The 13,662-nt window shown below is 70.6% G+C and carries 12 protein-coding genes; 5 read left to right on the plus strand and 7 right to left on the minus strand.

Going from position 1 to position 13,662, the window contains the following annotated elements:
- Positions 1-16: 16 nt before the first annotated feature.
- The 5 genes from NOO62_RS37325 to NOO62_RS37345 form a co-directional block, all read right to left on the minus strand.
- Positions 17-511, minus strand: coding sequence for a Gmad2 immunoglobulin-like domain-containing protein (locus tag NOO62_RS37325; RefSeq protein WP_268775216.1), 495 nt, complete (start codon positions 509-511; stop codon positions 17-19).
- A gap of 103 nt (positions 512-614) precedes the next feature.
- Positions 615-1,688 (minus strand): universal stress protein, encoded by a 1,074-nt coding sequence (locus NOO62_RS37330; RefSeq protein ID WP_268775217.1) that lies wholly within the window; start codon positions 1,686-1,688, stop codon positions 615-617.
- A 231-nt stretch (positions 1,689-1,919) separates the two neighbouring features.
- A complete protein-coding gene (locus tag NOO62_RS37335; RefSeq protein ID WP_268775957.1) occupies positions 1,920-3,125 on the minus strand; it encodes a cytochrome P450 family protein in 1,206 nt (401 codons plus the stop codon).
- Positions 3,126-3,319: 194 nt separating this feature from the next.
- On the minus strand, positions 3,320-4,873 hold the full coding sequence (locus NOO62_RS37340; protein WP_268775218.1) for a hypothetical protein: 1,554 nt from the start codon (positions 4,871-4,873) through the stop codon (positions 3,320-3,322).
- Positions 4,874-5,062: 189 nt separating this feature from the next.
- Entirely contained in the window at positions 5,063-5,827 is a 765-nt protein-coding gene (locus NOO62_RS37345; protein WP_268775219.1) for a TetR/AcrR family transcriptional regulator, read from the minus strand.
- 148 nt (positions 5,828-5,975) lie between these two features.
- Between NOO62_RS37345 and NOO62_RS37350 the strand changes: the two genes are divergently transcribed.
- Positions 5,976-6,929, plus strand: coding sequence for an NAD-dependent epimerase/dehydratase family protein (locus NOO62_RS37350; RefSeq protein ID WP_268775220.1), 954 nt, complete (start codon positions 5,976-5,978; stop codon positions 6,927-6,929).
- Between the two features lie 198 nt (positions 6,930-7,127).
- On the opposite strand, the gene NOO62_RS37355 is transcribed toward NOO62_RS37350, so the two are convergent.
- Positions 7,128-7,352, minus strand: coding sequence for a hypothetical protein (locus tag NOO62_RS37355; RefSeq protein ID WP_268775221.1), 225 nt, complete (start codon positions 7,350-7,352; stop codon positions 7,128-7,130).
- A gap of 62 nt (positions 7,353-7,414) precedes the next feature.
- Between NOO62_RS37355 and NOO62_RS37360 the strand changes: the two genes are divergently transcribed.
- Positions 7,415-8,422: a terpene synthase family protein gene (locus NOO62_RS37360; RefSeq protein ID WP_268775222.1), complete on the plus strand. Its 1,008-nt coding sequence runs from the start codon at positions 7,415-7,417 to the stop codon at positions 8,420-8,422.
- Between the two features lie 38 nt (positions 8,423-8,460).
- On the opposite strand, the gene NOO62_RS37365 is transcribed toward NOO62_RS37360, so the two are convergent.
- Positions 8,461-9,702, minus strand: a complete 1,242-nt coding sequence (locus tag NOO62_RS37365; RefSeq protein ID WP_268775223.1) for a PucR family transcriptional regulator — start codon at positions 9,700-9,702, stop codon at positions 8,461-8,463.
- A 606-nt stretch (positions 9,703-10,308) separates the two neighbouring features.
- On the opposite strand from NOO62_RS37365, the gene NOO62_RS37370 reads away from it, so the two are divergent.
- The 3 genes from NOO62_RS37370 to NOO62_RS37380 are packed head-to-tail and all read left to right on the plus strand — an operon-like array spanning position 10,309 to position 13,660.
- Positions 10,309-11,796, plus strand: a complete 1,488-nt coding sequence (locus NOO62_RS37370) for a DUF6801 domain-containing protein (RefSeq protein WP_268775224.1) — start codon at positions 10,309-10,311, stop codon at positions 11,794-11,796.
- 53 nt (positions 11,797-11,849) lie between these two features.
- Positions 11,850-12,866, plus strand: a complete 1,017-nt coding sequence (locus tag NOO62_RS37375) for an ABC transporter ATP-binding protein (RefSeq protein WP_268775225.1) — start codon at positions 11,850-11,852, stop codon at positions 12,864-12,866.
- Positions 12,863-13,660, plus strand: a complete 798-nt coding sequence (locus tag NOO62_RS37380; protein ID WP_268775226.1) for an MlaE family ABC transporter permease — start codon at positions 12,863-12,865, stop codon at positions 13,658-13,660. The genes NOO62_RS37375 and NOO62_RS37380 overlap by 4 nt, the downstream gene beginning before the upstream one ends.
- Positions 13,661-13,662: the final 2 nt, after the last annotated feature.

Raw genomic sequence — 13,662 nt, forward strand, 5'->3', positions numbered from 1 at the left:
CGGCCCGGCCGTGCGCTCACTTGCGTCCGATGGGTATGCGCAGCACCTGCCCCGGCGTGATCTTGTTCGGGTCGGTGATCTGGTCGGGGTTGGCGCGGACGATGTACTGGAAGAGGGAGGCGTCTCCGTAGTAGGTCTTCGCCAGTCCGGAGAGTGTGTCGCCCCTGACGACCTTGTGCTCCCGGTAGCCGTAGTAACCCGGCTTGATGCGCGGGCCGTAGATGACCGGGAGGGTGACGACGTGGACCTCGCTGCCGTCCTTGGGGCTGACCTCGAAGACCTGGACCAGGAGCTGGTCGGACTTGAACGCCGCGTGTGCGACGTCGACGGCGACGTGGAACTGGCCGTGCTCACCGGTGCCGCCGCCCACCTGGAAGTGCCCCGTCACCTCGTCGTGGCCGTCCCCGACGCGGTAGTTGAGCGTGGCCTCATAGCCGGTGCCCATGCCGCCCAGGTGGATCGGGTTCCCCACCAGGTCGAGTTTGCGCGGCTGGTCGATGCGGTTCGTCATCGGTCTCTCCTGACCACGAGGGACGTGCTGCTCCTGTCCACTCAACTCCCGTCACGGCGGCGGGCAAGCCCAGCTTTCGGTCACGGCGTCGTTCGGCCGGATGTCAGCGTGGGCGACTCGGCAGGAGCCGGGCGACGCGGGCGAGCAGGCGGACGCGGCGCCGGACGGCTCTCCGGCCCAGGCGGCGCAGGCGGCTCGGGCGGACCACGTGGCTCAGGCGGCGCAAGCGGTCCAGGTGGCGGCCGCAGCGGCCCGGGTGAGCCGGTCGGCTGACGCGTGACCGTCCCTCCGGGTGCGCATACGTGCCCGTCCGCGGCACGGCGATGACCGGACACCGGGCTCGGGGGAGGGCACGGATGACGACCGAGCCGGCCGGCAGGCGGGACGCACCGCCGCGTCTGCGGATGCCCACGATCAGCCCGAGCGACCGCGCGGATTCCTCGGTCAGTACCTCCGCCACCGGGCCGCGGAGAACCGCGTGCCGCACGTGCACCGCCGGGTGCAGGGTCTGCAGGCCCGCCACGGTGTCCGCCAGCATGCGGCGGCACTCCCGCAGGGCCGCCCGTTCGTCCAGAACGCCGAGGACAGGGGGATGCCACACGTGCAGGACCCGCAACTCCGCGTCCTGCCGCGCGGCCCTCTCGAAGGCGTGATGGAGTGCGGCCGCGGAGTGCCGGCGACCGTCCCGGTCGAGGTCCGCACCGACGACGAAGTACGGCCGCCCGCGGTCACCTTCGGGCACCGGCAGGACCACCACGGGACACTTGGCGTGCGCGAAGACGGAGAACCGCACGGTGCTGCCGGTGAACAGCGCCGTCCTCCTGTTCGCTCGCCGCGAGTCGAAGACCAGGGTGGCGGCCGTGCGGGCCTGCTCGCCCAGCACCGGGGCCAGGTCGTCCGGGGCGAGCCGTGCGGAGACCTCCAGGTGGGGGAGGCGGGTCTTGACGAAGGCGAGGGCCTGACCGACGGGCACCTCCGGGGGGTCCTGGGCCCGGCGTCCCGCGCGCGGGCGCGGAGACGCGGGCGGGGAGCGGCGGGCCGGATGCCCCAGGGCGACGATGACGCGAAGCGGCAGGCTGAGCCGGTCGGCCTCGTCGGCGCCCCACGCCAAGGCGCCCTCACAGGACGTATCGGCGCCGATACCGACCACGACGGGCGCGCGCGGGGCTGCTGGCATCGGCTTCTCCGTCGCCGTCTCAGGGACTCGGAGCGTTGCCACGACGGTAGGGCGGGCCGGTCGGCCCGGCCAGTCCCGTTCTCGGTCAGTCGGTTCTGACCTCGGAGATCGACCAGGGCGTCGAACTCGTAGGCATGCACGGGGCTTCGGGTCACGGCGCCGAGTGGTCCGACTCATGTGCGAGGACGATCCGGCCCTCGGCGCGGTCGTCGCCCAGGACGACCGGTGGCCTCAGCCGTGCAGTCGTACGGGCAGCCGTCGCACGCTGTTGCCCACGAACGAGGCGTGGCGCGCCAGTTCCGCGTCCGGGACGGCGAGGTCCAGTCGGGGGAAGCGGGTGAAGAGTCGCTCGAGGGCGACGGTGGCCTCCAGGCGGGCCAGCGGGGCGCCCAGGCAGTAGTGCGCGCCGTGGCCGAGGGAGAGGTGGCGGGCGGAGACGGTACGGGTGAGGGTGAAGTCGTCGGCGTCGGGGCCGTGGGTCTTGGGGTCGCGGCCCGCGGCGGAGTATCCGGCCAGCACCGGGGTGCCCTTGGGGATGACGGTGCCGTCCAGCGTCAGGTCCCGGGTCGGGTAGCGGAAGGGGAAGTAGCTGACGGGGCTGTCCCAGCGCAGCGTCTCCTCGACCACGTCCGCCCAGCTCGCCCGGCCCGACGTGACCAGGTCGAGCTGGTCACGGTGCGTGCACAGGGCGCGTACCGCATTCGTGATCAGGTTCAGCGTCGTCTCGTGACCAGCGATGATCATGAGCATCAGGGTGCCGAGCAGTTCGTGCGGGCCGAGCCGGTCGCCGTTCTCCTCGCGGGCGGCGATCAGGGCGGACGTGAGGTCGTCGCGGGGGTTCTTCCTGCGGACGGCCACGATGTCGGCCAGCACGTCCACCATCTCGTGGTTGGCGGCCGATGCCTGCTCGGGGCCGATGTCCGTCGCGACGATCTGGTCGGAGAGGTGGTGCAGACGGTCCTGGTGGCCGGCGTCCACGCCGAACAGTTCGCAGATGACGCCCATCGGCAGCGGCAGCGCGAAGTGCGTGCGCAGGTCCGCGACTCCGTCGCCCTCGGCGGCCGCCCGATCGAGGCCGTCGAGCAGCTCGGAGGTCAACTCCTCGATGCGCGGTCCCAGTTCCGCCACGCGGCGCGCGGTGAACGCCCGGCTCACCAGGGAGCGCAGGCGCTTGTGGTCGGCACCGTCCGCCGTGGTCATGCCCGGCACCGTGGCGAAGGTCTTGAGCGGCCAGGCGGCCGGTACCCCTCCCGTCTGCAACGCGGTGAAGTGCAGCGCGTTCTTGGCGACGTCGGGGTGGGCGAGGAACTCCCGCAGCGCGTCGTGTCCGAGCACCGCCATGCCCGCGACCTCGCCGGGCAGGACCACCGGAGCGACCGCGCCCCGGGCGAGCAGCCGGGCGTTGTCCGCGTGCGGGCAGCCGCCGGTCGGGTTCATGCGGTGTGCCGGTACGGGCGGTTGGTCGGACGGGCCGTTGCTCGGCGGTGTGGTGTCCAACGGGGTTCTCCAAGGGGAGATGCGTCGGGTGACGGGTGACGGGTGACGGGTGACGGGTGTCGGGTTTCGGGTGTCGGGTGGGTGCGACGGCATGCCGTCGTCGCCGTCGGATCGGCGACGAACCCTGTGCCCTATTAGAAACCGACGAATACGCGCCGGAACAGGTCCAGGGCCTCATCGGCCCAGCCGATGACGCGGAGTGTCGAGTCCAGGTTTCCCGGCGGCCGGTTGACCAGCGTGTCCTTGCGGATGAGACGCTCGAAGTCGACGTGCACCGGGTCCTCGCGGGGCGTCTCTCCGTCGGGGCGGAAGAACTGGACGCCCGCCAGCCGCATCACATCGATCAGTTCCTGGGCGAGGATGCCGTACCCCACCGTCGTCGGGTGGACTCCGTCGAGCGAGAACAGGCCGCCGTCGGTGCGCTGTTCCGCCTCACCGGCGAGGAAGCGGGAGTTCGGGGGCGGTGTCAGCGCCTCCAGAGCCGGCGGCAGGTCGTAGGGCCGCCACCACCCCGGCTGAGCCGCCGCGTCCTCGGCGTACCGGCGGGAAGCGAGCCGGTCCAGCAAGCCGCAGGTCTCCAGCAGGTACCAGTCCATACCCGATCGCCGGGCGTCGCGGACCTCCGCCGTGATCGCGTCGTTGTACTCGTCGATGGCGTCGTCGACCCGCCGCGCCTCGTCAGCTGTGATCTTCGGGTCACGGTGAGGGTCGAAGGCGTCGTTGCCGATCCACGGGCGGGTGTAATACGGGTAGTACCTCGAACCCCTCTCGACCTTGTCGTCGACGCCGCGCGCCACCGGCGCGATGGTGACGTGCGGGACCGTGCACCATATGACGTGCCGCGCCTTGATCCCGGCGACCTCGGCGGCCACCTGGCGCAGTTCGGCCGCGAAGTGCTGTGGCTGCCAGACGGTGAAGTCTCCTTTGCGGGACAGATCGTCGTAGCCGTCCGCACTCCAGACCACTTTGAGCTCGGTCACGGCCTTCAGCGCGTTGTTCGCGCCGAGGAAGACGACCAGCGTCTCGATCCCGTGCTCCGAACCGGTCCCGTCGGTCTCCTTCCCGAGCTCCGCCGCGGCGCCCAGTTGGGTCAGCGCCCCGGCCGCCGGGGGCTGCGTGGGCAGGACCCGGAGGGCGGCGCGCTCGCACGCGTTCTGGACGAGCTGCATGATCGGGTCGTCTTCGGGGGCCTTGATCCGAGCGAGGCACTCGTCCGCCGACTTCGAGAGCGCGTCCCGCAAGTCCCATCCGAAGACTGCGAGGTTGTGCATGATGGCCGTCGTCGACGGCACCGCCAGCCCAGGCCCCCGCTCCCAATAATCCTCCACCCGGTCCATGAGACTCCGGGCCCGGAACAGCGCGAACGGTGCCTCCCGCAGGTCCACGGTCCGCCCGTAACGCGCTTCCAGGTCGCGCAGGAGCAGCTCGATGTTGAAGGGCAGCCCGCCGAGGCCCTCGTAGCGGGGGTACCGGAACCGTTCGGCGCACCCCAGCTCGTGGGCGACGATCGCCGGATACGACAGTCCCGTGTTGAACACCGCCAGGCTCTGGAACCCCTGCGTCAGAGAATCCCCGATCGCGACCAGCCGGTGCCTCGGCTCTCCCTGCCGGTCGACGTCCACCGTGACCCCCACTGTGGGGTCGGTCTCGGGTACCCGTGGCTCCCGACGGCGTACGGAACCGTCCATGATGTCCCCCCGGCCCGTCACGGCGCACCGGCTGTGCCCTCGTGGGGCCAGTTCCTGCATACGCAGCCCGGCGGGGAGCGGGACTTCGCGGACGGGGGATACGTAAAACTCGGTGCTCGGTGCTCGGTGCTCGGTGCTCGGCGCGGCGGAGGGCGGGTGGCGGGGGATGGGTGGGGTGATACGGGGGTCTTACGGCAGCTGGAACGCGTCGGCCAGCATGTCGACCTGTGCGGCGAGCAGCGTCGCGGGCCGGTGCCCCATGCCGGCGAACTGACCGGCCGCTTCCAGGCCGACGGTGCCGTGCAGTTGGGGCCAGGCGGTGAGGGCGCCGGTCAACGCGACAGCGGCCGCGGGCTCATCGGGTGGCAGCCCGGTCCACTGCTCGACCCACGCGGCCACCGCCGTGTCGTCCCGCAGCCAGCGGCTGAACTCGGCCACGAGCGGTTCGACGGAGCTCGACGGCCGCCCCTCGGCGAAGACGGGGAGGAAGGGGCCCAGGACGGCGCGGGCATGCGCCACGGTCTCGTCCGGCGGACGGAAGCCGGGGACCGGGGTGCCCTGGATGAGCAGGTAGAGGTGCGGTTGCGCCACGGCCCAGTCCCGGAAGGCCGTCGCCAGCGCGTGCAGTGCCGTTCGCCCGCCGGGCGAGTTGTCGCCGACCGAGGTGCCGACGTCCGAGATGTCGACGGCCTGGATGTCGGCGGCGACCGACTGGTAGGCGTCGACGACCAGCTCGGTGAGCAGGTCGTCGCGGCTGGCGAAGTAGCGGTAGAGAGCCGGTCCGGACATGCCGATTTCCTTGGCGATCCGCAGTAGCGCCACGCCCTCCACACCGCCGGTGGCGAGCTGGCCCACGGCGATCTGCTTGATCTCCGCGCGTGTCTGCTCGCGGTACCGCTCCCGTGGGGTGCGGGCCCGTGATGTCGGATTCGGTGTCGAGCTCGATGTCGTCATGCGGCCTACCTCCATTAACGGAGGTTACATGCTGTCGCGCTCACGACTCAGTCTTGCACCACACAATCGCAAAAGTTATAGTGTGTAACCAGTCGAGCCAGTCGCATCGAACTCAACTGCTCGTGAAGCTTCAGAAGGGGCGTTGATCATGACCACCACAGCATCTGACCTGCACATAGTCCTAGGCGCAGGCCCGGCGGGTACGACGCTGGCGGGCGAGCTGGCCCGCCGCGGGCACGAGGTCCGCCTCGTCGACCGCTCCGGCGACGGCCCCGCTCCCGAGGGCGTCACCCGCCTCAAGGGCGACGTGGGCACTGTCGACGGCGCCAGGGCCGCGATCAAGGATGCCGCCGTCGTCTACCACTGCGTCAACGTGGCCTACCACCTCCAAGTCGACGTCATGCCCGGCATCCAGGACGCGGTGCTCGGTGCCGTCGAGGCCGAGGGCGCCCGCCTGGTCGTCCTCGACACCCTCTATCCGTACGGCGAGACCCACGGACGGGTGATGACCGAGGACACCGCCTGGCAGGCGGTCGGCGCGAAGGGCCGGATGCGTGCCGCGATGGACGAGAAGTACCTGGCGGCACATCAGGAGGGCCGAGCCCGCGTCGTCCTGGGCCGCTCGGCCGACTTCGTGGGCCCCAACGTCCTCAACTCCACCCTCGGCGGCGCCGTCTTCCCCGGCGCGCTGACGGGCACCGAGGTGTACGGCCTGGGCGACATCGACCTGCCGCACAGCTACACCGACATCCGCGACGTGGCCGCGGGCCTGGCCACCCTGGGCGAGCACCCGGACGGCGACGGCCGCGTCTGGCACCTGCCCACCGCCCCGGCCCGTACCACCCGGGAGGTCCTCCAGCTGATCGAGAAGAAGGTCGGGCAGCCGCTGAACACGGTCGTCAAGCCGAAGCCGGTGCCCTTCGGCCCGTTCGACCAGGTCTTCATGGACTCCTACGCCGAGCTGTTCTACCAGCACATCGAACCGCAGATCATGGACTCATCGGCGATCCAGGAGGCGTTCGGCCTCGAGCCCATCGACCTCGACACCACGCTCGACGACACCATCACCTGGTACCGCGACTTCCTCGCCGCGCGACGCTGACCTCAGCCCGTGTCCTGTCCAGGCACCAGTGGACGACGCGTCCCGGTCGTACGACAATCGCGCGCCCGTCCGGATCCGCCCATGTAGGAAAGGCGGAGCAGCCGCTGGACGAAGATCTCCTGGACGACGGGCCCGCGCCGACGCCCACTTGGCTCTCGCCCTGACCGGCCGCGGCACCACCCCCGCGCACGCCGGCCATCAGCCGCGACACGGGCAATCGGCGAGTACCGCGTCACCCGTGCGTTCCGCGGCCGTGCGCTGGGCAGCCCCGATCTCGCCGAGGTCGCCCGTACGACCGCCGCGGAACTCCGCGCGCAGCTCGCGCAGGCGGTCACCAACGGCAAGGAGTGCGGTGAGGTCGAACCGGACGTCGTGGCGTGAGGTCGGCCCCTCTCCGCCCTCATTGCGTTCGCAACCATTCACTCCGGTCGGTGAAAACCGTCGCAGGATGCTTGCCGACCGTACCCGCGACGCATGCTCGGTACATGGTCACGCCATCGTCGTTTCACGTCACCCCCGGGTCCCGCTTCCACCTGGGCGAGGTCACCTGTACCCCGCAGGCACGCATCCACCCGGAGTACCCCACGATCTACGAGCGCAGCACCCTGTGGACCGGTGAGTACTTGCCCATGGCCGACGAACGGGCGCGGCGGCGCCTGCTGGAGAACGACTACCCGGCATGGGACGCGATGATCTTTCCTGCGCCGGCGAGGGCCGAGCGCGTGTTCCACACGAGCAGGATCACCGCCCTGCTCTTCGAGGTGGATGACCTCTCGCTGCTGCACAACGGCTTGTTCGGCGACATCGTCACCGAATGGCGGGCCTCCAGCCACCCCTACGGCCGGGCGTTCGCCGACCTCTTCGACACCTTCGAGCGCAACATGCCGCCCCGCGTCTACGACCGCTTCCTGGCCGCGTGGCAGACGTGGTTCGAGGCCACCCTGGAGGAGTTGGAGTACCGCAAGAGCCTCCAAGTCCCGGACCTGGACAGCTACCTGCGGGCACGCAGTTACACCATCGCCATGCGCGTCTACCAGATCGCCGTCGAGTACGTCCTTGACCTGGACCTCACCGACCTCCTCGACGCCGACCCCGACTTCACCACCGCCCGCGAGGCGGCCATCCGCCACATCATGCTGGTCAACGACCTGTTCTCGCTGCGCACCGAGGCCTTCGGCGGCGAGATCTTCAACGCCGTGATGATCATCAGGTATCGCAACGGCGGCCGTCTGCCCGAGGCCGTCGACGACGTCCGCCGACTGATTGCGGAGGCCGACGACGCGTTCGCGCAGGTATCGGGCAGACTGCGCGACCGCTACCCCGACCCCGACGTCCACCGCTACCTCGACACCCTGGGCACCATGTGTTCGGGCAACCTGCGCTGGAGCCGCACCACCACCCGCTACAACGGCAGCGCCACCGCCTGGAACGGCCGGAGCACCGGCACCGTCACCCTCCACCACGACCGCACCACCATCGGCCCGGCCTCCTGAGAAACTTTGCGACCGGAACCTTCCTTGCGGCGCGCAGATCAGCCCGTGGCCGCCGAAAGGCCCGGGCGGCGTGCAGTCCCGGTTCCCCGGGCTCTCAACTCCAGCGCGCGCAGCACGAGTTCCGTGGCGAAGCGGTGGTCCGGGGAGGCCAGGAGGTCGCCGAAGGCCTTCTCAAGGTTGCGGAGGCGGTAGCGGACCGTCTGGGGGTGCAGGTGGAGGAGTTCTGCCATCTGTACGACGTTGCCGCGGGTGTCCAGCCACGCGCGCAGGGTGTAGATGAGGCGGTCGCGCTGGTTGGCCGTGAGGTCGGCGAGGGGGGCCAGCTGCCGCTTGGCGAGGGCCGTGATCAGGCCGGGGTCGGCGAAGAGGGAGAGGGCCACCAAGTGGTCCTCGCAGTGGATGTACGCGTCGCCCTCCAGGACACCCGCCTCGGCGAGGCTCAGGGCTCTTCGGGCCCAGCGCAGGGACTCCGCCGCGTCCGCGAGCGGCACGGTGAGGCCGACGGCCGCGCGGGTGGTGTGCGGGGCCGCGCGCATGAACGCGCGGCGGTGCTCGTCGACGGGGCCGGGGATCAGGGCGCGCGGGTGCGGGGCGGCGAGGTCGACCAGGACGTCCTCGGAGATCGCGCCCCGCTCCGGTTTGCCGTCCGCGCTGAACGCGATGGGCGTGACCTCGTCGGGCAGCTGCCACTTGGCGCGCTCGGCGAGTTCGACGAGGGTGGCCCGAGGGGCGGCCACGTCCGACAGCAGATGCTCTAGGAGCCGTTGGCGCTGGATGTCCTGGCCCTGCTCCATCTCCGCGCGGGCCTGCTGGTAGCCCTCGCGGGAGACCTCGATCAGCTTGTCCACGTACGCCAGCAGGGCGTCGGCGAAGGAGAGCATCAGGCCCGCCGGGAGGTTGAGCCGCCGCAGCACCCGCTTGGCGCGGTGGAGGGCGAGCCGGGCGCCGAGCCGGAAAATCGCCTGCATCGTGTCCAGGCTGCGGCCCTCGTACGCCTCGAAGCGCCCGAACATGCGGCACACCTTGTCGCGTTGCACGGTGGAGGCGCCCGGGGCGGCGACCTGGTCCACGAAGTTCGTCAGGTTGTGCTCGACGATCAGATGCACGGCACGGGAATACGGGCCGTCGAGGACTTCCGCGTACTCGGGATAGGAGCGGCGGATCTCGTCGATGACTTCCTGGATGAGTCCGGGGAGTTCGGGCCGCAGCACCGCGGCGAACTCGCGTGGGAGAACGGACACCGGATGCCCCGCGTCCACCGCCTTGACTGTCGCTGCCATGGAACTCCCCTTACTCCGCCCGTGATCGAAACCGCTGACCGGTGATGGTGGGGGACGAAACCGGTCCTGGGCGACCTCGGTGATCGCCGTCTGACGGCAGGTCATAAGAGATCTTGGCGCCTTGGAACCCCTGGCACGGTAGAGCATGGACAGTCCGTGTGCACCCTGCTCAGCACTCTCATTCGGTCAACCTCGTTCCTCTGGTGACGAGTTCAGGGCGCCCTGCTCGCGCGCGGTCCGTCAAGAGGCCGGCGGCGGAGTGCTCACCGTCGGATGAATGTCCGCCCGGAATTACTGCCCGTGGGATGAGGAACGGGCAGGTGGGATCGGCCCGGCACGCATTTCCAATTCGGCCGTTGCGTCGCCCGGTTACTCGTGCGTAAGGTCCGAATCGTTGGCTGAACAAGAAGCAGGGCGGGCCTTTCCGGACGATTGGACGATTGCCGGTCGGAAGGCACGGCCCGGGGCCTGCTTCGGCTCTCCGGCGCGGATCCCCCTTCGCGCACGTGGTCCCGGCACCCCCCCCGGGCCATGGGAGAGCCCCCTCCCTCGGACCCTGCGGCGGCCCCCCTGCCGCGGGGTCCGCCCTTTGATCGGAGAGCAGCGATGACTGGTGCCCTGAGCGGCGGGCGCACCGCACGGCTGGCCGTGGCCGCCGCCGTGGCCTGCGTGGCCGGTCTGCTGCCCGGCTCGGGCTCCGCCGCGCGGGATCAGCGGGAGGCCCGGCTCACGGTCACGTATGACTGCGGGCTGCCCTCCGGAGACCGGCACGTCGATGTCGCCTTCGACGCCACGTTTCCCGGGCGTGGTGCCGTCGGGAAGCCGATCAGGCCGGTGGGCGTGCGGGTGCGGGTGAGTCTGTCGCGGACTGTCGTGGCTGAACTGATGCCCGAGGGGACGACGTCGGTCGGGGGAACGGCCGCGGTCGCCACGACCGTCGCGCAGGGGCGTGAGCGGGCGCGGGCCGAGTGGGCGGAGCTGGCCTCCCCAGAGGTACGGCTGCCCGCGCGCGGTGCCGTCGAGGTCGGCTTCGGCGGCGACGTACCGCAGGTGACGGTCGGGGCCGAGGGCGATGTCACGTTCACGGTCGGGCGACTGGACCTCGTGCTCGACCCCGAACTGCGCGATACGGGCGCCCAGCCCGCCCCGGCCGCCCGCCTGTCCTGCACCCCGGCCCGAGGCGCGGACACCCTGCTCGCCACCGTCCCGGTCGGGGCCGACCCCACCGGGACATCCCCGGCGCCGGGCACCGGCTCCGCCGATCCGGACGACGGCACCTCCGACGGCACCTCCTCCGACGGAACCCCGAACGACCCCCGAAGCGGCACCCCGAAAGGCATCGACGCGGGCCCCCAGCCCCGGGCCACCACCGACAAGTGCCCCCTCGACCCGCCCAAGGGCGAGCTCGACCCGAAGCGGCTGCCGTCGCCGCCGCCCGGCGCGGAGGTCAGCAAGCTGGAGCCGACCTCGATGTGCGCCGTACCGGTGGGCTTCGCCACCCTGCGCAAGCTGAAGAGCTCGGCCATCGTCAACGACCCACGCGGCAGCGGAAGCGGGGCCCGCGCCGGTCGGCCCGGACTCATGCATCTCGCCATGCGCATGCGCGAGGTCAGGGCTCCCGACTACGTCGAGTACGACCACCTCGGCCTCATGCAACTCCCGGACGCCGAGGGTACGTTCCTCACCTTCGGGTTCCAGCCGACCACCGCCAAGGTCCGCTTCGAACCCGAGCCCGCGACCATCGTCAACGTGATCCGGCCGGGCAAGCCTCCCGTGACCAGGGTCGGCTACCGCCAGCATCTGCGCCTGTACGACGTGCGCGTCAACGGGGTGCCCCTCGACGTAGGGCCCCGCTGCCGCACTTCACGCCCCGTCGACACGGTCCTCACCGGCAACTACCCGGTGAGCGAGGGCGGACTGCTCCAGGGCGAACTCGACATTCCGGCGCTCGCGGGCTGCGGCGCCCGCGGCGAGGACTTCGACGTGCTGCTCTCCGGCGCGGTCTCCGGACCCGGTAACGCGCTCAGGATCCGCCAAGGGCGCGTCTGCGGCGCAGGCTCTCCCTGCAACGTCCCGGAGCTGCCCGCCCTTTGACCGATGGGCCGACCGAACTGTGCGCAACCCCGAAGTACGAGCAAGGAGGTGCGATGGGAGTCGAAGTGGTCGTCGAAGGGCTGACCAAGTCGTTCGGAAAGCAGAACATCTGGCAGAACGTGACGCTCACCCTGCCGCGCGGCGAGGTCAGCGTGATGCTCGGCCCGTCCGGTACCGGCAAGACGGTCTTCCTGAAGTCGATCGTCGGCCTGGTCCGCCCCGAACGAGGACACGTCCACATCGACGGTGTGGACATGGTCAACAGCCGTGAACGGGACGTGTACGAGGCCCGCAAGCTGTTCGGCCTGATGTTCCAGGACGGCGCGCTCTTCGGCTCGCTCAGCCTCTTCGACAACGTCGCGTTCCCGCTGCGCGAGCACACCCGCAAGAAGGAGGCGGAGATCCGCCGCATCGTCATGGAGCGGCTCGATCTGGTCGGCCTCGCCGGTGCCGAGAAGAAGCTGCCCGGCGAGATATCGGGCGGCATGCGCAAACGCGTGGGCCTGGCCAGGGCGCTCGTGCTCGACCCGCAGATCATCCTCTGTGACGAGCCGGACTCGGGGCTCGACCCGGTGCGCACCTCGTACCTCTCGCAGCTCCTCATCGACATCAACGCGGAGATCGACGCGACGATGCTCATCGTCACCCATAACCTCGACATCGCGGCGACCGTCCCGGACAACATGGGGATGCTGTTCCGCCGCAACCTCGTGACGTTCGGGCCCCGCGAAGTGCTCCTCACCAGCGAGGAACCGGTGGTCGAGCAGTTCCTCAACGCCCGCCGGGCCGGACCCATCGGCATGTCCGAGGAGAAGGACCAGGCAACCCTGGACCTGGAGGCGGCCCACGGCATCGTCGCCGGGCCCCCCACGGAGCGGACCATCGTGCCGCAGCTGGCGCCCACGCCCGGGCTGCCGGAGCGGCGGGCGGTCCGCCGCCGCCAGGAGCGGGTCAAGGGCATGCTGCACGAGCTGCCGCCCGCGGCCCGCCGCGCCATCGAGGCGAGCCTGCGGGGTGACGACGCGCCCACGCTGGTCGCGCCCCGCGTGAGCAGAGGAGCGGGCGCATGACAGCTCCTCCCGCCGCGCGTCCGCCCCTGCCCGGCCTCGGCGTGCTGCGCGAGATCGGCCACATGTTCGCGCTCGCGGTGAGCGTGGTCCGCCTGACCTTCAAACGGCCCTTCCAATGGCGGGAGTTCGTCGAGCAGTTCTGGTTCATCGCGAGCGTCACCATCCTGCCCGCCATCCTCGTGACCATCCCGTTCGGGGCGGTGATCGCCCTCCAAGTCGGCTCACTCATCGAGCAGTTCGGCGCCCAGTCCTTCACCGGCGGCGCCAGCGTCCTCGTCATCATCCAGCAGGCGAGCCCGCTGATCGTGTCGCTGCTCATCTCCGGCGTCGCGGGATCCGCGATCTGCGCGGACCTCGCCTCGCGCACCATCCGCGAGGAGCTCGACGCCATGCGCGTCATGGGCGTCTCGCCCGTCCAGCGCCTCGTCGTCCCCCGGGTGCTCGCCGTTACCCTGGTGGGGCTGCTGCTCAACGGCCTCGTCTCGGTGGTCGGCACCCTCGGCGGCTATTTCTTCAACGTCATCATGCAGAACGGCACCCCGGGCGCGTACGTCGCGAGCTTCTCCGCGCTCGCCCAACTGCCCGACCTCTACATCAGCGAGCTGAAAGCGCTGATCTTCGGCTTCATCGCCGGTGTCGTCGCCGCGTACCGCGGACTCCATCCCAAGGGCGGACCGAAGGGCGTCGGCGACGTGGTGAACCAGTCCGTCGTCTTCACCTTCCTCATCCTCTTCTTCGTCAACACGGTCCTGACGGGCATCTATCTGCAACTCGTCCCCTCGAAGGGGCTGTGACC

The sequence above is a fragment of the Streptomyces sp. Je 1-369 genome (assembly GCF_026810505.1).
Classification (GTDB): domain Bacteria; phylum Actinomycetota; class Actinomycetes; order Streptomycetales; family Streptomycetaceae; genus Streptomyces.